This window comes from Paenibacillus hunanensis, from assembly GCF_014645615.1.
GTDB classification, from domain to species: domain Bacteria; phylum Bacillota; class Bacilli; order Paenibacillales; family Paenibacillaceae; genus Saccharibacillus; species Saccharibacillus hunanensis.
Map to the genome: position 1 here is coordinate 589,278 of NZ_BMMB01000002.1, position 21,780 is coordinate 611,057.

Below are 21,780 nucleotides of genomic sequence, written 5' to 3' on the forward strand. Positions count from 1 at the left end.
GCCGTCCAGCTAGAGCTGAACGGCTTGAGCACATCGATGCGTTGGTGATTATTGCGAAATGATCGTTGCTTCGCGTGAAGCGACAGACAATGCGTTTACTGTTGCTGTACTGCCATTGGCAACGGACAGCACGAATGCACGATATGCCACATTGGCACGAATGGCATTGCCCGTTGCATCGGTATTCAACGTTGTAAATGACCATTCATTATAAGTCGAGCCTGTTACCGTCTGGTAGTTCGGCGCAGTCACACGGTTAGCATCTGCCAGTGTGAAGCTGGTCGCATTACCGGATGGCACGAGCATGATCGCATAGGAGCTAATTCCTGTCGTATTCGCTGGTGGTGTGAAGCTTACACGAATCGCGCTGTTGTTGCTCACCAGATCAGCGGATACGGAAGTCGCTGCTGCGACTGCTTTTTCGGTCAGACTGAATTCACCGGATGCAGCGGACAGGGCGTTAACCGAACGAACCAGTCCATCCGCTACTGTCAGTACATACACACGGTAGCCGACATTGCGTACAATCGCGTTACCATTATTATCTCGTGTTGCCGCAGTAAGCGCCTGTGTAACCGCAGCGCCTGTCTTCGCAACACGCGTATAATTCGCAGCGACTACACCATTTGCGGCTGCCAGATTAAATGCACCTGCCTGATCGCTACGTACCGCGATAATACGGTATTCCGATACACCGGCATCATTCGCAGGTGTGAAGCTTACTGTAATGTCAGACGCATCACCACGTGCACCACTATTCGTTGCGGTTACACCGGATACAGCCAGTACAGCGGTGCTACCGGACAATGCTGCTGTACCAGAGGCGGAGGACAGTGTGTACGTATCCGATGCATCACCTGTTCCTACTGCCATTACAAATGCACGGTAGGTCACACCATTTTTGATCAGATCACCATCGGTATCGCGCGCGCCCGATGTCAGTGTAACCGTCTGGTTCGAGCCATTTTTGCTCACCGAGGTATAACGGGAGCTGGTCAGACTCTGTGCCTGACTGAGTGACAGAGAGCTGGAGGACTTCGTAATAAAGATGCGGTACTGGCTAACGAGCGTCTCGTCACTAGCTTTGGTGAAGCTTACCTGTACATCGCGTCCATCTCCATAATCACTCACATCGCTTAATGTCACACTGCTCGGACTGCCTACAGTTTTGCTGCTGGAAGACAATGTGATCGTAGACGATGACGAGGACAATGCATCCCCATAGGAGCCTGTTCCACGGCTCATCACGAATACACGATAAGGAACATCATTCACAATCGCATCGCCATTGCTATCCTTCAAACCCGAGGACAGCGTAATGATACGGGAATCGCCTGTTTTGGACACATCCATATAACGGGAAGAAGCAAGCGAGCTGGCAGTCGACAGATCGAAGTTGCTCGAATCCTTGCTACGTACGACGAAAATACGATAGCCACTAATACGAGATTCATCGGATATTTTATCAAACGATACCTGAAGATCGCGGGAATCGCCAAAATTGCTCACATCGGCTACCTTCGTAATCGTTGCTACCGGTGCAGCATTGCCCAGTGTAATGCTGTTCGACATCGCAGACAGACCGATACCGTCATTCGCTGTATTGATTGCCATAACATAGGCAGTGTACGAAATTCCCTTTTGGATGATCGTGCCAGATGTATCGCGTGCTGTCGATTGCAGACGCACCGTTTGATTGGAGCCTGTTTTACTTACGGTGGTGTAGTTCGCTGAAGGTACAGCGGTCGCTTGCGACAGATTGAAGCTGCTCGCGCTATTCGTTCTCACGATAAACACACGATAGCCGGATACCAGACTTTCATCGGATGCTTTGTCAAACGATACTGACAGATCGCGTCCATCGTTGAAGTCAGCTACATCAACCAGCTTCACATTACTAGCGGTAGCTGTGGCTGACACGGTTCCACCGATCGTGATCGAGGATTGAGCTGGAGTCAGCGCGCTCGTATAGCCTGCACTTCCGACAGCCATCACATATACACGATACGATGTACCCTTTTGAATAAAGGCACCGTCAATATCACGCGATTGTGGCGTTAGCGAAATCGTATACGCACTTGTGCTACCCGCCGGGATGGCCTGATAATTCGCTGCCGGTACAGTAAGCGCACGCGACAGCGTAAATGGATTCGAATCGGATGTTTTCGCTACAAAAATACGATACTGACTTAATCCTGTCTTACTTGATGACGATGGGAAAATCACCTGAATGTCGCCGCCATTGCCCTGCTGTCCAATCACGCTCGCATTCACAAACGCTACAGGCATCACAGCACCTGAAGGAGTCGGTGTTGGCGTAGGCGTTGGTGTAGGTGTTGGCGTCGTGGTCGCAATCGTGACAGTCTGTGTGGATTTATTCCAATCGACTTTGCTGCCCAGTGCTTCGGTTACAAAGCGTAGCGGCACCATCGTACGTCCTTTGATCACCTTAGCAGGTACGTCCAGTGTTGTTGTTTTGCCATTGATTTTGGCGGTTTTGGAGCCTACTGGTAAAATAACGGTTGTTCCATTCTTGCTTGCGGTTACGGTACGCGTGCTCTGCTTCCAGTCTACATTCGTATTCATCGCCTCAAATACGCCTCGCAGCGGTACCATCGTGCGACTTCCCGACATGACAGCAGGCTGATCTGTGCTCAGCTGTACTCCATTGATCACAATTTGAATCGGCGTTGCCGCAACCGCGTACGGTATATGTACGCCCCCACTTACAGTTAGTGCTGCTGCCAGCACTGCCATGCTAACTTTCTTTTTCACTTTGTCATCCCCTTGTCCCCTGATTACAAACTTGTTTCCCTATTCCGATGTCCTCTAGCAAGCTGATCTCCATAACGTTTGGGATCAAGCGCTCCTATCTCTATCCAGCTTTATATGGATACGCTATCGATCACATTAGAGTGGGTATGCCGCAATCGAGCGCTTTTGCATCGATGATGTACTGCCAATACGTCATTAAAGCGCTTCTTGTCGACATGCTGCTGCCCGGACTCTATGTACGTTATCATCGTTACTATCGGCGAACAACCTGAGGAAGGTTACAAATAGAAACAATTCATTTACTAAAAATGGTGAACTATTCACTTTGCAAAAATCACTTTTTCATTGCACCTCGTGTTAGGAGATCGCTAACACTAGATTCGGTAAGATATTTTGCTTTGCAAAAATCACTTTTTTATTGCACCCCGTGTTAGGAGATCGCTAACACTAGATTCGGTAAGATATTTTGCTTTGCAAAAATCACTTTTTTATTGCACCTCGTGTTAGGAGATCGCTAACACTAGAGGTGTTATACATATAACACTCGAATACGCTAAAATGTTACATTCTCCACGCAACATAAATAGCCTTTCCGCAGAAAGGCTATTTGGTTTGTATGTGAATGTAGGAGTGTTTAGTTATCGGATTCTTCCTCATCCTTAATGTTAATTTTTAGAATATCGTCTGTCAGACCTGTGCTCTTCAGCCACAGATACGTAATTAACGTGGTCAGACCGATCAAGCCAAGCGCTCCAGCGTAGCCCCATGACCAGTCCAGCTCGGGCATATTTTTAAAGTTCATTCCCCAGATGGCGCCCAGTGCTGTCATCGGTGTGAGTAGTACCGTAAATACGGTCAGCGTCTTCATGATCATATTAGAACGATAGTTGCCGATATTATCATCGACCTTGAGCAGTGAATCGATCTCATGCTCATAATTTTGCTGTAGCATACGAATACGCTTCAAATAAATCTGCATAATCCGGCACGTATTCGAATGCTCTGTCGTATCGGGAAACGTCTCTTCAATGGCGTATTCAATCTCGCGCAGAGCGACCGTATGCATATTCCAGCGAGTGAGCTGATTACGCAGATCGATAATTTCCTTGAGCAAGCGGCTACCATTATTGCCCTGCATCCGTTCCTCAATCTTCATCAGATTCTGCTCGATCGCATCCATTCGTGTGAAGAGTGCCCGAATGAAGGAATTAATAATAAAAATAAAACCCTCAATCGGTGTCTGCTGCTTGCGTACATACTCTTCCCATTCGGTCACACCAATCACCTGCTCTAACCAGTCGGTATCGCCTGTCGTGATCAGCTTATCCCCATTCACATAATAATGAAAAATCCACCCGTCTGCCGCACTATCTGCCAAGCGAGCAGTCAATGTGCCGTTCATCGCATTATTGCCCTCCACATACGAGATCGTCGAAATATGACTGTGCCGACACATCACACTTTCAGCCGCCCATGCCTGCATCCGCTCATTAAAATCCTCGTGCTCAATCAATTGTCTGCTGTCCTGTAGCCGATACCATGTCCATTCATGCTCAGAACGTATAACTTCAAGTTCTGGACTCACCATTCCGATCATCTCCCCCATCACATCTGTTTACTATATAACCATATTCCCTGCATCCCGCATTCGTATTTGAACGATACGTACCTATGAATAGAAATATACAGTCTCGACTCTAACCTGACCGATTGTTGTCACCTTGATGCGGGTATGTAGAAAGTAGACGATTTATTTCATTTTGCACAATACATTGGATAGCAACCGTGAGTGAGGCTTCATGGGATGAGATAAGCTATTTTGCTTTCGCCAGCATCACGTTTTCATTGAACCTCGTGTTAAAAAATGACTTCCCTCAGTCCAAGCACATACATCACACATTACATGAGCTAATACCGTGACGTCATTCACATCGGAATAGGAGAAGCGTATATGAAAAAAATTATGAAGCCTGAATTTTGGAAGGAAAGTGTAGTTTACGAAATCTATCCGCGTAGCTTTCAAGATAGCAATAATGATGGTATTGGGGATCTGCAAGGGATCATATCCAGACTCGATTATTTGCAGGATCTGGGTGTGGATGTGATCTGGCTGTCTCCCATCTATACGACGATGAATGTAGATTACGGGTATGATGTGATCGATCACTGTACAATTAACCCGGAGTATGGCACGATGGAGGACTTAGAGCAGCTGCTGGAGGAGCTTCATGGACGCAATATGCGGCTGATCCTCGATCTGGTGATTAACCATACCTCCGATCAGCACGAATGGTTCAAGCAGGCTCGCTCCTCCCGTGACAATAAATATCGGGATTACTACTTCTGGCGCGATCCTGCGCCGGATGGAGGGCCACCGAATAACTGGACGTCCTTTCTCGGCGACTCCATGTGGCAGTATGATCGAGAAACCGAGCAATATTACCTGCATTCCTACAGTGTGCATCAGGCTGATCTAAATTGGGACAACCCTGAGGTACGACGCGAGATGCATCAGATGATGCGCTTCTGGCTGGACAAAGGCGTAGACGGCTACCGAATCGATGCGGTCAACGCCATTTCTAAGGATACGAGCTTCCCACCCGCAACCGATACGCATAAAATGCAGGCGAATTCGTCCGAGTTTTATAAAAATGGGCCGCATATTCATGAATACCTGCATGAAATGTACACCGAGGTATTTTCTCATTATAAAATGTTCACTACAGGCGAGGCGTCTGACGTCTCGCTGGAGGATGTGAAGGAATATACCAATCCAGAGCGCGAGGAAATGAATATGGTGCTCATGATTGAAGCCTCCAAAATCTGCGATGATCCGGACGATATGTGGAAAAGTAAATCCTGGGATCTGCACGAGCTGAAGGAAATCGTCGCCAAGTGGCAAAACGATCTGTACGGCGAAGGCTGGATGGGAACGTATTTGAGTAATCATGATCATCCACGGCTCGTCTCCTATCTGGGTGATGAGGGCGAATATCGGGTAGAATCAGCGAAAATGCTCGGTATCTTCCAGCTGACGCTACGCGGAACGCCGTACATTTATCAGGGTGATGAGATTGGTATGACCAACTCGCCTCATATGCATACGATCGATGATGTGACCGAGCAGCAGGCACGCATGTATTATGAGCTGATGGTGAAGGAGCATGGCGAAGACCCGGAGAAGATTATGAAGCGAATCCGTACCAAAGCCCGCGATAATGCGCGTACGCCGATGCAGTGGGATGATAGCACCTATGCAGGCTTTTCTGAGCATGAGCCATGGCTTCCGGTAAATCCGAATAAGGCAGAAATTCATGTACAGGATCAAACGGATGATCCGCATTCGATCTTTACGCTGTATCGTACGCTTATTCATTTGCGTCGTAAAAGTGCTGCCCTGTTGTATGGGAAATATGAGTGTATGTTATCCGAGCATGATCATATTTTTGCGTATACACGGGAGTGGAATGATGAGCACTGGCTGATCATGCTGAACTTCTCGCGCTCGGAGACGGAATTGCAGCTTCCGCAGGAGCTGGCATCACGGCTGGAAACGGCGGAGTTGATCCTGTGTACGCATGAGGATCATTCGCGTGAGGTGGCACGGGCGTTGATCTCGGAGCAACCGGCGACGCTGAAGCCCTATGAATCGTTGGTGTTCAGGGGGATTTCGATTTTGGACAGCTGAATGATGAGTTTGTTAAATTGGGTGCTTTTGAGTTACAGCACTCCGGCAAGGAATAAGGGAACGGACTCAGGTGGAGCGATGAGAATCTACCGAATAGGAGTTACTTGTAGATTCTCATCGCTCCAAAGTCGTCCTTTTCCCTTATTTCCTTGCCTTCGTTCTATGCTAAATGCAGCATTTTCTTTACTCAACAAAATATAAAAGCCCATCTGCGACAGGGGAGAGAAATCTCCCTATGCGGATGGGCTTTTGCATGTATTGATTGGTACTCGTAAGCTCGAATGAATAAATGTGTTACGTATTATAGTGCACCTAAGCTCAGGTGAATAAGCGATAGGATGATACCGACGATAAAGCCGCAGATGGCGCCGTTGACGCGGATCCATTGGAGGTCTTGACCGACTTTTTCCTCTAGCATATGGACGAGAGTATCGTTGTCCATCTGGTCGAGGTTTTCTTTGACGAGTTGACCGAGGCGGTAATGGTTGCGGCTGACGGCGTGGATGATGCCGTTGCGCAGGCGGTCTTCCCAGCTGTGTACTTTCTCTTCATCTTTGCCTAGCTCACGCACGACGGTGCGGTAGACGCGGAACAGATTTTTGCCGCCTGTATCGCGTTCCTGCTCCAGCATACGGATGGCCATGCCGCGTACTTCCTCCAGACGTTCCATGATGAAGAGGTGAGCGGCTTCGCCGTGCAGCATGTCGCCTGCCCAGTCTTTGACACGTACCCAGGTATTTTCGTCGTCGATGACCTGGAACATTTGCACACGCAGCTCGCGTAGCAGGGATTCACGATATTCATTACTTGGTTCCTGTAAATTATCCATCGCGGATAGGATCGCATTTTGCAAAATACCGCCGACCATTTCCTCGTTGATCATACCGGCGAATGCTTGAAAGGCGAAGCCCTTGAAGCCGCCGAGGTTAATATTTTCTAATTGCTCCAGTGCCAGCTTACCAAGCGTGTCGCGGTTTTGCGGCTTGCTTGCCCAGTTATGCACCTGCTTGAGAATATGATCCAGCGCTTTTTCATCGTAGCGCTCGGTCAGCATATGGGTTAGCACCTTGTTGCCTGCCGCTTGCAGGTCGGCTTTTTGCATATAATCTGCCAGACCAGAGGTGACAAAATGGGCAATCGGCTTCATATCCATCCGTTGTACAGGTGGGATCACCAGATTTACCAGCTCGCGTCGAATCGCTTTTTTACCTAACTGGCGTGTGATGGCAGACAGTGCAAACGGAAACAGCTTGAACTGACGCAGTTTATTTTCAATACTTTCCTTGTTGAGCAATTCGTTCTCCATCGCCGAGATAAGCGAGCGGATAATCTTCTCGCGATTACGGGTTAACAGCGATGTATGCGGGATGGGCAATCCCAGCGGATGCCGAAACAGCGCGGTTACCGCAAACCAGTCGGCAATCCCACCGACCAGTCCGGCCTCAAAGCCGCCCTGAATCAGCAAAACGAGTGTCGTCTGCGGCAGAAACAGCGTCACGATGAATCCGGCTGCCATCACCGCAAGCGAAATACTCGCCAAATACCTTGAGTTCATAAGCTTCCTCCTCCAACGCTTCACTCCACGTCGACCAAGTGGCCGGATGTGCAATAGTATAGCACACTTCAAAATCCCACATACTATTAAGTCAATCCTTTACAGGATGAATCAATAGCGGCTGTGCTCCATTATACATACGTGAGGAAGGCGCTGAAGGATGTCATTTATTTATACGAGCAAGCAATAGATTTTACACATTTCCATTCGCCATATTCGATGTTGACTGCGCTTCTTCCGTGGCAACCGGCACGCGAATCGTCACCTGCCCGCCTCCACCCTTGAGATCGTTTTGCAATTGTAGCGAGCCATGATGCAGCTTGATTACATAATCGGCAAAGGTCAATCCCATGCCATAGTGACCATCTGCGTTCCGACCTTTATCGCCTCTGTAAAATAGCTCGGTCGCCTTTTCCAGTGCCTCTGGCGTAAAGCCCGGCCCACTGTCGGTAATCACAAGGGTTAAGCCATGTCGATCACAATGGACATCGATATGCATACTGGCACCTTCTGGCGTATGATCGAGTGCATTGGCAATAATATTCATCAGGGCACGGTGAAACAGCTGCTTATCCAGTGGCACGACCATGTCGGTGCATTGCCCCTGCTGTTCGATCGCGATATGCTTGCAGCCTGCATAGGCACGAGTATCACTCAGCAGCTCCTTTAACCATTCCTGAATGGCGACATTCTCTTTATGGAGAGTCAGGCTACTGCCCGTGCGCGACATCATAATCAGCATGCGTACATGCTGGTCGATTTTGTCGCTCGCATTCAATATGTACCGGGTGTACATATCCTGTTCGTGATTTTGCTCGGACAGACTCAGCAATTCCGCATTACCGCGAATAATAGTAACTGGAATTTTGATATCATGGGCAAGCGCGGCGATCTGCTCCTGCTTGGTCTGTTCCATTTTCCATTGCGTCTCCAGCGATTGCTGCAATGCATCCTTCATTTCAGTTAACGCCTGCGCCACATCGTCAAATTCCTTAATGCCTGACTTCTTCTCCGCAAAATCGAGATTTTGGTTTTGGATATGACGGGTAATGCGTGTTAACGTCTTGAGACTATTCTGAAATCTTCTGGCAAATATAGTCGTCACCAGAAAAGAGATGATCACGATGGATAGCCCCAGCAGTACATTGCCTGTCCATTCATAATTGGGCAGATGGCTACGTAAATAGGGCGAGCTGAATTGCGGACGCAGATCAGATTGCAGCACACAGTAATCATTAGGACGCTCAATCAGGGTATACACGGTCTGTCCGTAATATGCTGGAGATCGTCCATTCACGAGCTGACTGGCGAGCTTCACCTCGGCATCGTCCATATTGCCATACAGCACAGCATGACTCTGTTTATCCAGAACGACATACTTGGAGCCAAGCGGAAGCATATCCTCATGCACAACTGGTGCTTCGCGTATAATCGGCTCTCCCTGCTTGATCAGCTGTTCATTATAGTTGGCAGGGAACACCCAGCCTGCACTAATGGCAAAGGTCGTGAGTGCCAGATACAATCCAATAACCAGCACAAAGCTCAGCCCAAGCGCAACCAGATACTTGAACAATTCTCGGCGCAGGGTCGTTTTGCGTTTATGTATTTTTATTCCCACCGGTATCCAACACCCCAGACGGTCGTAATCGGCATTCGGTTATGTTCTTTGCATTTTTTACGGATCGACCGGATAAATTCAGTGATGGTCGAATACAGTGCATTGCCATCCATGCCATAGATTTCTTCGTAAATCTCTTCCCGCGTGAACACATGATGACGATTGCGAGCCAGGCATTCGCATATTTTGTATTCGTTTTTGGTGAGATGCAGCTGGATATCATCAATCCAGATTTGCCGCAGATCAAAGTCGAAGGTGAAATCGCCAATCTGTTGACGCGACGGTCGCTTCTCCCTTTTCTCCCGCCGCAAATGGGCATTCACACGTGCTCGCAATTCCTTCACACCAAACGGCTTGGTAATATAATCGTCGGCCCCTGTCATGAGTCCCTGTACGATCGCTTCCTCCTCGGAACGTGCTGTCAAAAACAAGATAGGACAATCAACCGCATCTCGAATGGTACAGCAAAAATCAAATCCATTGAGCTGCGGCATCATCACATCAAGCAAAATCAAATCATAACCCTGCACATCCTCAATCGTTAGCTGATGCACCTGATCGCGAACGCTAACTAGATGCTGATCCAATTGCAAAATATTACCGATAAGCGTAAGAATATCACGATCATCATCAATTGCCAGTATTTTGAACACGACCATCACTCCTAGCGCGTAATTGGTCTCCAGTTCGGCTTATTCGTACGCTCGGCTTCCTTCCCAGTGACGGAACCACAATAGACTGCCCAGTAGTGTAATCAGGCTAGCTGTAATAACCCATAGCCATCCCATCGCCATATCCTGTTCCAGATACGACTGTACCGTTCCGGTCAATGTGCCCATATGCAGCAGTGCAATACTGTCGGTCATCCGTACCCCCCATGCCCACGGGATATAGTGCCAGATATGATCGCCCAGACCGGTGATCATAATCGCCGCAATCAACGTACCCGAACCGCCCAACAAAATCGACGCTCCGATACCGAATGTAAAACTTACCCATAACTGGATTACGTACAGTATAACACTACTGAGTAGCAAATAAACCGCTCCCAGCAGAAATGCGCCATACGGAACATGCGCCACTGGCAATACCAGCGGGATGCCAATGCCAAGCAGCAAAACGGATAAAATAATCGCCAGACTGCCACAGCCCCAAACGAGTAGTAGCTTGCTGACATACCCGGTTTCTTTCGTACGTGTACGGGTCAATACATTTTGAAAATGACCTGCCTGTGCCTCCTGCGCGGCAACCATACCGCAAATGATGCCGGACAATAGCGGCATCATCGCACCCAGCGCCTCCATATAGCCCGTATACACATTGACCAGCGCATACGGCCTACCTTGAATATAGAGCAGATAGACAACCGTCCAGATCAGCGGCAAGCCCACATGCATCCAGATAAAAGGCGTCCGTTTCATTTTGTACCCATCCGCATGAAGACAACGCCAGACTGCGATCATCTTAATTCACCTCCGTTTGCATACGGGATGAGCGTGCTACACCTGCGAATGCCGATCCTGTCCAGAGCAGCACGAGTGCAAATAACACAAGCGCTAATGGCGCGCCGATTGAAATGACAGCGGGATTCCACAGCGTATCTCCGGGTGCAAGCGGCACACCGTTCGGATGTACGCCAATCGTCGGACACATCATCCGAATCGCCCAGCTCCATGGATTGATCCACCATATCGGCAATGGCGCAAGATACGTGCCTAATCCAATTCCACCTACCGCATTCACGAGCAGCGCCGTGACCAGTCCCCATTTGCGTGCCAGCCATAGACAAAATGGAATTTGCCATAGCGTTCCGAGCCAGAGTAGCCCTACCGCGAGCAGTGTATTCGACCATTGTCCTCCGATCGGCATAACGATTTGAAACAACAGCAGGATCAATTCAAAAAAGATCAGCATGCCCAGCGTATAGCCTGCAATTACGATTACCTTGGCGTACCAGACCTTAGACAACGAGACTGGTAGCGAAAAGATGCGATTATAGCCGATCGAACGCTCCTCTTTCTGGTGAGATAAGCCGCTTAACAGGGCGATCACTAATGGCATGAAGAAGATCGACCACCAGTTAAACGTATTGGTCACCGTATACATCGGATTCATGAAAAAGGAAAATAGCAGCACCAGTACAGGCACAACCAGCAGCATTTTACGTGAAAAGGACTTTTTGAATTTGAGATGCTCTGCACGTAGATAGCGAATCATCGTGTCACTCCCTCCTTCATACGATCTGCTTGTACCACATTCATAAACAGCTGCTCCAGATCATCGTCCGGATGAATCTCACCCTGATATCCAAGCTTACCGTTATTAATGATGCCGATATGGTCAGCAATCAACTCGACCTCGGATAAAATATGGCTCGATAAAATGACTGTCATGCCCATTTGTGGAAAAGAACGAATCAATTCGCGCAGCTCCTGAATGCCGAGCGGATCGAGACCATTGGTCGGTTCATCCAGAATTAATAGCTGCGGATGGTTCAGGAGAGCGATGGCGATGCCAAGCCGCTGCTTCATCCCCATCGAAAATTGCCCAGCTCGTTTGCGCCCGGTATGAGTAAGAGCGACCATTTCCAGCACCTCGCTAATGCGGCGGTCATCCAGCCCGAGCAAAATGCTGTGCACCTTGAGATTCTCGCGTGCCGTCAGATTGGCATACAGTGGTGGCGCTTCGATCAATGCACCGATATGGCTTAGATCGCGGCGGCTCCATATATGATTATCGAATAAGATGTTACCCGAAGTGGGCGATAGCAATCCTGTGAGCATTTTGAGCGTAGTCGATTTGCCCGCGCCATTCGGTCCAAGCAGACCGTAGACGCTATTGCGCCGAACCTGTAGACTCACATCAGCAACAGCCGTTTCGCGTCCGAAGGTTTTGCAGAGTTGTTGTGTTTCCAATATATATTCACTCATATGATTCATCCTCTATCCTTTAGATTTGGTAGCTAGCATGTATTGATCATTGAAACGAATGATAACCGATTCATTTTTGGAGTCTGATGCCGCCTGCTTGGGCTGATAGACGACTCCATACTTCAATGATTTTTTTTCGCGAACGTCTTTTGGATTCGAGTATACGTAAGGCTGCTTCAGCTCCTGCTTGCTCCATCGCTTACCGTTTTGATCCACAAAGTACATTTCACCGACCGATCCAATCGCACGTCCGACCTGATCCGATTTCACCTCATTCTGCATCTGGTACACATCGCCATTAAATACAAAGCAGTCTAACCGACCGCTATCAATTAACTGCTCCATCGTTACAGGCTCTACATCGGGGTCCACCGTATAGCTGGCTGTTTTCTCCGTTTCGGTGATCACCTTTTTCTTGAATTGATCTATGCTCTGACAGCCTGTGGCTACGAAAACGAGCACCATACAAACAACAGAAGATATGACTTTAACTGAACGCATGTCTTCACCTCCCTTATTCATCATCGATCCCAAGCGATATAAAAAAAGCGGAGTACGCCGCTTTCCCCTAAAGGTAGCCCTCGTCCCCCGCTTGCAATCATTCCATACACAGGTCGTTCCCTGAGTTTATAGTATACGTATGTATACGACCCGTTTGATTACTTACTGATATGACAGTTGCAAGTCGCAGTTTGGATAAAGCATGTTTGCAGTACGCCAGTTACACAACCTGGTGTACAGAAGCTTTTACTTTTCCATTGCGGCTCCACTTGCAGTGAAGATTGCTGCGGGTTTTTCACCAGATCCAGATCGAAATCGTCGAATTTTGCCATTGTGCTCAACTCCTTTTCTTTGGGATGAGTTCATTGTATACGGCAAATATCAGGATTTTATCAGAATCTGGCTGGAAATTATATTTTTTTCCAAATTGGTAAAATGAATGCTGTTCCTCTCTTTCACGCTAGCATAAATGCCTGTTGCCACGGTGTACGTTGTCCTAATTCCAGATGCAACAGGGTCAGAGCTGTACCCGTTGTGCCATCCAGCAGACCCGTGTACTGTACCGAGGTCATGCCTCTTTGCTCAAAATGCTCCAGATTGGAAAATCCAAACGCATACTGTGGATCATCCTGCTCCATGATCGTTGCTTTCAACCGATCGATTTGAGTCTGGAGCGATGGCGAGCCACTCCAAAGCTGGAACTGACTGGCGATCTGAGCAAGACCGGCAAAGCCATGACAAAAGGTAGGCGAATAGATATGATGAATATCCTCCAGCGTATGCTGAAACGTATCCAGTGCGAGCTGCTTCCAATCGTCTCTTGCCAGAATTTCGCCTGCATGCCAGAGTGCTACGCACACGCCGGGGCTACCATAGCACCACGCATCACGTCGAAATTCTGTCTGTTCATGTGCTTGGCCCTGTCGGAATTCATCCATACCGATGCAGCCCTTCCAGAATAGATGCCCCTGCTCATCTTGACTGGCAAATTGGATCACGAACGCTGCCATCTCCTGAATCGCCTCCAGCTGGTTCGGACGCCGAATGCCCTGCTGCCATGCCTTGCACAGTACGAGTAAAGGGCCGGGAATACCATGCGATAAGCCGAGGTTGAAATTCCCCTCTGGATACTGCTGCTTCTCGCTTTCGCTGAATTGATTCGCGGCTGGAATATGCCAGCCGGGGACAGCGAGATCGCCCACCTGAATCGGCTGCGCCAGTTCAATCAAATAATCCACGACCTGCTCTAGCAATGACCGAATCTGCGGCTCCTGCTGGAATAGTAGCAGGTACGCCGCAACCCCACTTAATCCCTCTATCACATCGTAATCTCCACTGCGCACCGTGCCTGCTCTGGCATGGTTCAGCATGATGGGAACATGTACGAGCAGGTAATCATGAATTCGCTGAATAAACTTACCGTATAGCTGTCCATTTTGCGATAAACATACGGTAGCCAGACCAATTCCGGCAGCTCCTGAAAAGAGTGACGAGCTATGTATGCCTTCGCTGGCAATATGCTGCACCAGAATGGACAGATAATGATGTCCTCTCTGATCCCAGCCCTCGTCTGGGAAGTGAGCATGCAGCTCCGCGTACAGCATACAGATACCCGGAATGCCATGACTTAATGAAGACACGCTCCATGGACTAATACGCTCATTACCTAGCTGCAAATCGTTATGTGGATGCGTAACTACATCCAGCAGGCGATCATAATCCTGCATATTGAGCGCGATCTGCTTGATCCGGTCAACGATGGGCAGACCGGTTGCGGTTATTGCACTTGCTTCCATTCGGCTTCGCCTCCCATATCAATCTCGTAATTTTCCGATTCATACATTTGTCGATATACCGGACAATCGCGCAGTAGCTGCTCATGCACACCCTCGCCAACGATCTGCCCCTGATCCATCACAATAATCCGATTAGCTTGCTGAGCCGCTACCAGTCGATGCGAGATAAAGATACCGATCTTTTGCCGGGATAATCGGAAAAAGGTATCAAATGTTTCCTTTTCCGCAATCGGATCCAGCGCCGCGCTCGGCTCATCCAGAATGTACACCGAGGCGTCGCGGAAATAGGTACGGGCAAGGGCGATCTTTTGCCATTGTCCACCAGACAGCTGACGTCCCTCGTCAAACCAGAGTCCAAGCTGCATATCCAGATTGTAGTCGCCCTGCTCTCGCACAAAATGTGCCTGCATGCGCTCCAGCGTTGCCTTCATTCGTTCGGTATCCTGCATCCGCTCCACCTGACCGAAGCCGATATTCTCCTGAAGGGTCATCTCATATTTCATATAATCCTGAAATAAGACCGCGAGCTGGTTGCTATAATCGGCAGGATGAATCTGCTCCATCGATTGACCATTAATCCGAATACTTCCGTGCTGCAAGCGGTACAGACCGGACAATAGCTTGATCAATGTACTTTTGCCTGAACCGTTCGGCCCTACGATCGCGACCCGTTCACCTGCGCGAAATGTAAGACTGATATTTTCCAGACTACGCTGCTCACTGCCCGGATAGGCAAAGCTTACATGCTCAATATTGATCTCACGAATCGTCTCGGTGTAATCGCCTGCTTGCAGATGCTCGGGAATCACTTCCTCCCGATATTCCAGAAATTCAAAGAGCTGATTCATATACAGATTGCTGTTATAGATCGCATAGATCTGATTAATAATCGCCTGCGAATTGCTCTGTACCATGCCGACAGAGCGAATGCAGCTTAGCACATTACCGACCATAATCCGACCTGCATAAGCGGATAGAATCGCCAGTAAAATCACAGCCGCTCCGACAATCTGCACAATAATCTCATAGATAAAATTAAATGCCGTCTTGCGCCGTAGCACCGTCGTATCCTGTTGTAGGAATTTGCGTTTAATACGCAGATAATGCTCCAGAATATAGCCCTTCAGACCGTACAGCTTCACTTCCTTAAATGAGAAATCATGCGTCAAAATGTAATTCAGATACCAGGCTCTACGCTCTTCCCCTGTTCGTTTCCACTGTATGAAAAACTCCTGCTGCCCAATCCGTAGAAAATAAAAGAGCGACAGAATCGGTACTAACAGCAGCAATACAGCGATAAACCAGTTCCACGTCATCAGGAAGATAATCGCGGATACGAGCGTCACCGCTGCCGTTGCCATAGCGATAAAGGACTGAAAAATCTGAAAGGGCTTGTACGAAATCTCGCGCGTGATGCGCTCCAGTCGGTCGTATACTTCTGGATTCTCAAAGTCCTCCAATGCCAGACGTCCACTTTTCTCCATAATCATATAATTCAATTTGTAATTCATACTAAACTGAAAGCGCGTGTTGTAATAATCCATCGTTTGCGAGATCAATTCCGACAGCAGGGTGACGACGATATAGGTGCCGAACAGCCATAGAATCGGCTGGATTCCTGCCTGAATGTGCACCAGTGAGTTGATCAGCTCCTGCGAAATATACAGTGTGGCGATTGGCGCTAGCCCGGTAATCAAGCTCAGCACAGCAATCACGGTAAACAGTCTACCCTCCAGACGAAATACAAGCTGGAGCGTGCGGGGAAGCTGACGCAGCGTGAACAATAGATCACGCAGTCGAAAGGTTTCTTTTACTTCCATGACAGACTTCCTTCCCGGCTGCGGCTATGAAGGGCATGCAGCGTATGAGCGGTCAATGCCAGCGCGCGGCGTTCCTTTTCACGATCAGTTCCGAGCAGACGGTTACAGTGCAGATGGAGCACGCTACCGATCATATCTGCTGGATGTGCAGTGATCGGCAACTCCTGATGCAAATAGGTCGCATACTCGTGCGCATGTGCATCCCGCAGCGCAAGCAGATCGAGCAGCTCCTTGCCGCCATCCTCAGCAATAAGCTTCTGCCACTGATTCGAAGGATCACAAAGCTCGGTATAATAGGCTGCCTGCTGCTTGAACTCCTGACGATATTCGTTATTGGAGATGCCCTGACGACTTAAAATATCCAGCTGCTGCTGTGGATTCAGATGAAGCTGCTGGAGCAGACGGATGATCGACACCATCGCAATCGTATCGGTCTCCATCGTCAGCTGCTTCAATCGCCGTCCACGCAAAATCGATTCCACGACAAAGCTATCTGCACTAAACAGCCGCTCTGCCGCTTGAATAGCCGCCACACCGCCATAACGCTCCAATTCACGATCATACGAAGCGATCACATAATCGGCAATCAGCCCTTGCTGCTTTAGCCCTTTCAGCCATTCCAGCACATCAGGTAGCATCGTCATTAGCGTCTCGGAATCCGCATTGAAGCGCAGTCGAATATGTGGCTTCGGATCCATATAACGCATGAAGAAATGCTGAACTGGTAAATGAGCCGATAGCTCACGACAGAAATCCAACAGCTCAAACGCAATCAGCTCTTCCTCTCGTGCTTGCTTGCCATATAGCTTGATATACAGCCAATCATCCATTGGCATCTTCAAGCGCTGCTGCTCCAGCTCCATGCTGCACAGCTTAGGCTGAATGATCTGCGGCTCCTCTTCAGCGATGCGTACCAGCGGTACAACTACTTCTGCCACATATCCGCGCCCTTCTGTATCATGAACCGCAGGCTCGCCCTCTTCCAGAGCGACCAACTGAATATTCTGATGACCAGACTTGCGAAGCTCTGCGAATAGCATGCGCATAGAGCGCTCATCCGCTGTATCCACGATCAGTCGATGATCCGAATTCGCAATATAGAAGCTGGATGGCAAACGGTACCGCAGACGGAATGCTTGGAATCGCTCGGCAAATTCAGACTCATCCGGCTTGTCGTGATCGTATAGATCATTCAGGTTGATCTGCCACTGTTCACCGGATAGCACGATGCCTTCATAACGAATTTCCGGTACATATTTAAATACCTTGTACACATCCGTCCAGGGAAAATAGCTCCAGTTCCGACGACGATGCTCCTCCATTTCCTGTAGAAATCGAATCGCATTCGCTGTCATCAGCGGATTCAACATATTGTTAGCACCAAATACGAGCAATTCCCCACTCCGACGATGGCGTGCATAAAAGTGATTACCATGTATACCGATGCCGATATCCTCGATGCTCACCTGATCCGCTGCATCGCGCGAGCTATTCGTAAATAGTGCCATTTCCCTGGCACGACCGCTCGCATTGCGTGTCACATTACCAGAGCGAATCTGGTGCGGGATAAAGCTAAGCTCACACATCTGCTCCGCCTGCTGTCCGCGTACTCGATGCTCCTCACGATGAATATGGTCTAATACGGTATGCATCCCTGATGACAGATGAGCGAATCGTCCAAATGTTTTGCCCGCCTGCCGGGAACCGATATTCGGCCCAAGATATAGCAGCGGTTGCCCGTCTCTCATGCGCAGCAAGAAGTTCAATTCCAGCGATACCGGAATTTCGCTAGCATTCGATTCGGCATGGAGATGAGGTTCAAAATGCTGGCGCGTCCACTCGATCGGCGTTCCCTTCTGCACAGCCTCCATGTAATGGAGCAGCAGCAGACTTTTGAAGGCAGGCGTCACATATTCGCCCGGCTGAACCTGCTCAAAATAATCATTGGCTGGATGAGTATACGAGTAAGGCGCTCCGATACCGGTCGCGGTATCCAACATTTCCAGCAATGGGACTTCACGATCCACACCGTATTTTTCAATAAACTTATTTTTATACTGCTCCCAGTAGCCCTGTCGCTGCTCTAACGGGATAGCTACAGCAGATAACACGGAGGCGAGATGTGCCATGTGCCCGGCGATATCCTCACCCAGACGTAATCCTGAATCCATCCCCTCCTCCTGATCCATGCCCGTATCAATCTGTAGCGGCGAGGAGGACGTTTGAATATGCTGCATCGCCTCAACCAGCTGCAAATAGGCAGTCTCTCCAGCTCCCGGCTCGGTGGCATTATAATCACCGATCATACGCTGAATCTGCTTGAGCTGTGCGATCAATTGGGGATCGAGATAGCATCTTTCCAATTGCTCGATGACAAAGGCGAACTGATCGCTAGCATTCAGCGGAGGACGCAGATTGGAGATCAGAAACTCCTGATTGACCATCTCCTGTACATAGTGCTGGATACGCTCTGCCGGTGTATCTGGATAATAATGTAGTAACGTCTGCACCAGTGCCGGGAATGAAGCCGCTATACGACTATGCTCATACAAAATTTGAAAGGCAGGTGTAGCACGAATCTGTACATCCTCGGACTTCCCATCGATGCTATACAGCAAATACGCACGATCTCCCTTGATATAACAGGCTGGATTCAGCTTGAAATGAAGCTGGACGCTGTGTTCCTGCTCCACATGCTTGATCAGCAAAAATAACCATTCCAGATCGACTCGCGCCGTTTTGCGAATATGCAGACGGTCGTATGTCCATTGATGATGCTCTTCAAATTGCCCTACCCCTACAGCTGTAAACAGACCAAACGGAGTCGTACGATGGGCACGCCGCCCCGCATACTTCAGCATCGCCTGGACAAAATTACGCTTCTTTTTCCCGCTCAGCTTCTCCGGCTGATGGAGATAGACATTCATCGTGTCATACAGGGTGCGGCTCGCGATCAGCACCTGTTCACGAAATAACGGATCCCGGCACCATTGCTCTAATTGCTCCTCCACTTCCTCGATATTCATAGGAACTGTCTCATCGGAGACAGGGCTGAGAGGAAGGCGTACCATATACTGTCCGACTGGCTGAAAAAGTGGCTTCATATCTATGACCTCTTTTCGAATAAATGTATTTTAAACAGATGGAATGGGTTCGGCTTGATCCATTCTGTATGGACGATGCAGTAGCCCAGCAGTCTGGTGAACGTGCTTGCGAATGGCAAATAAGAGATAAAATAAAACGATTTTTGCGTAGTCACAGACGGTACTGGTTATGTACATAACAGCTTCTTTGCGCTGGTTGATAAACTGTGGAATTTATTTTAATGTACAAATATCAGGTTTTTATCAGAATTGTATTGAACCTATTGGAGGAATATTTCATGTACATGTATATCAGCTCCCATAATATTCATGATCAATTTCCAGAAGCTGCTCATTTACCAGAGGTGATCTCTATGCGCCATGACGGAGATGTTCGTTATGTGATGGAGATTGATGAGATTTTGCCTGTTGATATTCGTTCCCAGCATACGTTCAGCTATGAGGTACTGGATAGCGGCGGTCGTGTCGGTGGTAATTATGCGGTATTGAATAATATTCCGGTGACCGCAGAGGGTCGCTCTGCCTTTGAACAGCGCTTTATGAATCGCGCACGCAAGGTAGAGGATGAGCCGGGCTTTGTCGGCATTCGTGTGCTGCGTCCACTCGATGATGATACGTATGTGATCATGACACTGTGGGAAGGCGAGTCGGACTTCAAAGCATGGCAGGAATCGCAAGCGTACAGCCATGCGCACCGCAAGCGGAATACAGAAGAAGGCATCGATGTACAGCAGCCGTCTATTTTCCCACGCCCTTCCTTTGTGAGAACATTTACGGTCGATCTATAGGCAGTCTGCTTCCTAACTTCAACTACAAAAGCCTGTTCTCCAAAAGAGAGCAGGCTTTTTACATTTGACCGATTCTATCATTGACCTAAAAAATGTAACGAATTCGGCGACAACCCGTATAACATGGTAGATTCTAACGCCTATTCTTGTTAAAATGGCATTACATTGGAAGCCATATCATTGGCACTCCATACTACTTTTAGAAATTGAGGGGTATAGAAATGGGAATGAATTACAATCTCCAGCGTAAAAGCCAGCTTGACGCACGCGAGCTGATGCTGCTGGAATCGGAAGTCAAAACATACGGCAAAAACATGGTCGTTGCTTATGTACTGTGGTATTTCCTCGGTATTTTTGGCGCACATCGTTTTTACATGGGTAAAATCGGTACAGCTGTTACTCAACTGATTTTGTCGTTAACGATGGTCGGCATGATCGTCACTGCGGTTTGGTGGGTCGTGGATGCGTTCCTCGTACATACCTGGGTGAAAGAGCGTAATGCTTATGTGGAAAGCAACATTATCGATCAGATTCTCGTTCAAAAGCCAATCTCATCGGATTATAACTACTAATTCGGATGCTGACACGTTATGAGCTCTCTCCACAGGAGCTGATGCTACTCAATTCCGAAATGCGTCCGCGTGAGAAGTCACTTGGACTTGCCTATCTGATGCTGATTGGTGGACACCTTGGTGTTCATCGCTTTTATCTGAAACGGACAGCAACAGCGATTGTACAGCTAATATTATTCCTGATCGCTGCTCTTGGCTATATCGTTATGATGGTGACTACCGCCGGTTTTGATGAAGCGAATGCTACACCAGGAGTCATTGTAGGTCTAATCCTGTTCTTTGGCGCTGCAGCTCCATTGTTCGTCTGGGTTGTTGTGGATCTGTTCCTCATTCCGGGCATGGTACGTGGAATGAATGCTCAGATCGAGGGTGAGATCATGCAGCAATTGGAATGGATTCGTAACAATCCGCAAGCACAGCGTAATAACTATGGCGGTCAACCACCGCAAGGTGCACCGCATCAGCCTTATCCACCACAGCCACCTTATCCGCAGAGGTAATCTGGCATCGCTGCTGTATCGCTGAATAGACCAGATGCTCATTAGATGAATCAAGCTCTACTCACAGCTCTATAAGCAACAGAGTTTCTGCCTATAAGCACCATATGTATACATAAAAGACCTTTTCCATATG

At 48.5% G+C, this 21,780-nt stretch carries 17 protein-coding genes; 4 read left to right on the forward strand and 13 right to left on the reverse strand.

All coding sequences use genetic code 11. The features are described from left to right. Positions 1-48 precede the first annotated feature (48 nt). Positions 49-2,775 (reverse strand): copper amine oxidase N-terminal domain-containing protein, encoded by a 2,727-nt coding sequence (locus tag IEX62_RS05885; protein WP_188774471.1) that lies wholly within the window; start codon positions 2,773-2,775, stop codon positions 49-51. 634 nt (positions 2,776-3,409) lie between these two features. Then, positions 3,410-4,363 (reverse strand): CorA family divalent cation transporter, encoded by a 954-nt coding sequence (locus IEX62_RS05890; protein WP_188774472.1) that lies wholly within the window; start codon positions 4,361-4,363, stop codon positions 3,410-3,412. Between the two features lie 363 nt (positions 4,364-4,726). Between IEX62_RS05890 and IEX62_RS05895 the strand changes: the two genes are divergently transcribed. Continuing rightward, the gene (locus IEX62_RS05895; RefSeq protein ID WP_188774473.1) at positions 4,727-6,463 is read left to right on the forward strand and encodes a glycoside hydrolase family 13 protein; all 1,737 of its coding nucleotides are present in this window, start codon (positions 4,727-4,729) and stop codon (positions 6,461-6,463) included. A gap of 301 nt (positions 6,464-6,764) precedes the next feature. Here IEX62_RS05895 and IEX62_RS05900 read toward each other — a convergent pair whose 3' ends face one another. From IEX62_RS05900 to IEX62_RS05950, 11 genes are all read right to left on the reverse strand, one after another. Next, a complete protein-coding gene (locus tag IEX62_RS05900) occupies positions 6,765-8,018 on the reverse strand; it encodes a DUF445 domain-containing protein (protein ID WP_188774474.1) in 1,254 nt (417 codons plus the stop codon). Positions 8,019-8,211: 193 nt separating this feature from the next. Beyond that, on the reverse strand, positions 8,212-9,636 hold the full coding sequence (locus IEX62_RS05905) for a sensor histidine kinase (protein WP_188774475.1): 1,425 nt from the start codon (positions 9,634-9,636) through the stop codon (positions 8,212-8,214). After that, positions 9,627-10,289, reverse strand: coding sequence for a response regulator transcription factor (locus IEX62_RS05910; RefSeq protein ID WP_188774476.1), 663 nt, complete (start codon positions 10,287-10,289; stop codon positions 9,627-9,629). Before IEX62_RS05910 ends, IEX62_RS05905 begins: the two co-directional genes overlap by 10 nt. A gap of 39 nt (positions 10,290-10,328) precedes the next feature. After that, positions 10,329-11,099 carry a lantibiotic immunity ABC transporter MutG family permease subunit gene (locus IEX62_RS05915; protein ID WP_188774477.1) on the reverse strand — a complete coding sequence of 257 codons (771 nt, stop codon included), beginning with the start codon at positions 11,097-11,099 and terminating at the stop codon, positions 10,329-10,331. 1 nt (position 11,100) lies between these two features. Further along, positions 11,101-11,853 (reverse strand): lantibiotic immunity ABC transporter MutE/EpiE family permease subunit, encoded by a 753-nt coding sequence (locus IEX62_RS05920; protein WP_188774478.1) that lies wholly within the window; start codon positions 11,851-11,853, stop codon positions 11,101-11,103. Beyond that, the gene (locus IEX62_RS05925) at positions 11,850-12,566 is read right to left on the reverse strand and encodes a lantibiotic protection ABC transporter ATP-binding protein (protein ID WP_188774479.1); all 717 of its coding nucleotides are present in this window, start codon (positions 12,564-12,566) and stop codon (positions 11,850-11,852) included. Before IEX62_RS05925 ends, IEX62_RS05920 begins: the two co-directional genes overlap by 4 nt. A 12-nt stretch (positions 12,567-12,578) precedes the next feature. Continuing rightward, entirely contained in the window at positions 12,579-13,067 is a 489-nt protein-coding gene (locus IEX62_RS05930) for a NisI/SpaI family lantibiotic immunity lipoprotein (protein WP_188774480.1), read from the reverse strand. 158 nt (positions 13,068-13,225) lie between these two features. After that, positions 13,226-13,399, reverse strand: coding sequence for a gallidermin/nisin family lantibiotic (locus IEX62_RS05935; protein WP_188774481.1), 174 nt, complete (start codon positions 13,397-13,399; stop codon positions 13,226-13,228). 123 nt (positions 13,400-13,522) lie between these two features. After that, on the reverse strand, positions 13,523-14,863 hold the full coding sequence (locus IEX62_RS05940; protein WP_188774482.1) for a lanthionine synthetase C family protein: 1,341 nt from the start codon (positions 14,861-14,863) through the stop codon (positions 13,523-13,525). Continuing rightward, positions 14,845-16,683, reverse strand: a complete 1,839-nt coding sequence (locus tag IEX62_RS05945; protein ID WP_188774483.1) for an ABC transporter ATP-binding protein — start codon at positions 16,681-16,683, stop codon at positions 14,845-14,847. The genes IEX62_RS05940 and IEX62_RS05945 overlap by 19 nt, the downstream gene beginning before the upstream one ends. Further along, positions 16,674-19,787, reverse strand: a complete 3,114-nt coding sequence (locus IEX62_RS05950; protein WP_188774484.1) for a lantibiotic dehydratase — start codon at positions 19,785-19,787, stop codon at positions 16,674-16,676. The genes IEX62_RS05945 and IEX62_RS05950 overlap by 10 nt, the downstream gene beginning before the upstream one ends. Positions 19,788-20,065: 278 nt before the next feature. Here IEX62_RS05950 and IEX62_RS05955 point away from each other — a divergent pair, with 278 nt between their 5' ends. From IEX62_RS05955 to IEX62_RS05965, 3 genes are all read left to right on the forward strand, one after another. After that, positions 20,066-20,575 carry an antibiotic biosynthesis monooxygenase family protein gene (locus IEX62_RS05955; protein ID WP_229685630.1) on the forward strand — a complete coding sequence of 170 codons (510 nt, stop codon included), beginning with the start codon at positions 20,066-20,068 and terminating at the stop codon, positions 20,573-20,575. A gap of 221 nt (positions 20,576-20,796) precedes the next feature. Continuing rightward, on the forward strand, positions 20,797-21,147 hold the full coding sequence (locus tag IEX62_RS05960; protein WP_373289091.1) for a TM2 domain-containing protein: 351 nt from the start codon (positions 20,797-20,799) through the stop codon (positions 21,145-21,147). A gap of 41 nt (positions 21,148-21,188) precedes the next feature. After that, a complete protein-coding gene (locus tag IEX62_RS05965; RefSeq protein ID WP_188774486.1) occupies positions 21,189-21,647 on the forward strand; it encodes a TM2 domain-containing protein in 459 nt (152 codons plus the stop codon). Positions 21,648-21,780 lie beyond the last annotated feature (133 nt).

Bases quoted from the DNA above. Each gene is read 5' to 3' on its own strand.
- IEX62_RS05915 (WP_188774477.1), bottom strand. From the start codon at position 11,099: ATGATCGCAGTCTGGCGTTGTCTTCATGCGGATGGGTACAAAATGAAA.
- IEX62_RS05900 (WP_188774474.1), bottom strand. From the start codon at position 8,018: ATGAACTCAAGGTATTTGGCGAGTATTTCGCTTGCGGTGATGGCAGCC.
- IEX62_RS05965 (WP_188774486.1), top strand. From the start codon at position 21,189: ATGCTACTCAATTCCGAAATGCGTCCGCGTGAGAAGTCACTTGGACTT.
- IEX62_RS05945 (WP_188774483.1), bottom strand. From the start codon at position 16,683: ATGGAAGTAAAAGAAACCTTTCGACTGCGTGATCTATTGTTCACGCTG.
- IEX62_RS05955 (WP_229685630.1), top strand. From the start codon at position 20,066: ATGTACATGTATATCAGCTCCCATAATATTCATGATCAATTTCCAGAA.
- IEX62_RS05930 (WP_188774480.1), bottom strand. From the start codon at position 13,067: ATGCGTTCAGTTAAAGTCATATCTTCTGTTGTTTGTATGGTGCTCGTT.
- IEX62_RS05920 (WP_188774478.1), bottom strand. From the start codon at position 11,853: ATGATTCGCTATCTACGTGCAGAGCATCTCAAATTCAAAAAGTCCTTT.
- IEX62_RS05935 (WP_188774481.1), bottom strand. From the start codon at position 13,399: ATGGCAAAATTCGACGATTTCGATCTGGATCTGGTGAAAAACCCGCAG.
- IEX62_RS05895 (WP_188774473.1), top strand. From the start codon at position 4,727: ATGAAAAAAATTATGAAGCCTGAATTTTGGAAGGAAAGTGTAGTTTAC.
- IEX62_RS05940 (WP_188774482.1), bottom strand. From the start codon at position 14,863: ATGGAAGCAAGTGCAATAACCGCAACCGGTCTGCCCATCGTTGACCGG.
- IEX62_RS05950 (WP_188774484.1), bottom strand. From the start codon at position 19,787: ATGAAGCCACTTTTTCAGCCAGTCGGACAGTATATGGTACGCCTTCCT.
- IEX62_RS05925 (WP_188774479.1), bottom strand. From the start codon at position 12,566: ATGAGTGAATATATATTGGAAACACAACAACTCTGCAAAACCTTCGGA.
- IEX62_RS05960 (WP_373289091.1), top strand. From the start codon at position 20,797: ATGGGAATGAATTACAATCTCCAGCGTAAAAGCCAGCTTGACGCACGC.
- IEX62_RS05890 (WP_188774472.1), bottom strand. From the start codon at position 4,363: ATGGTGAGTCCAGAACTTGAAGTTATACGTTCTGAGCATGAATGGACA.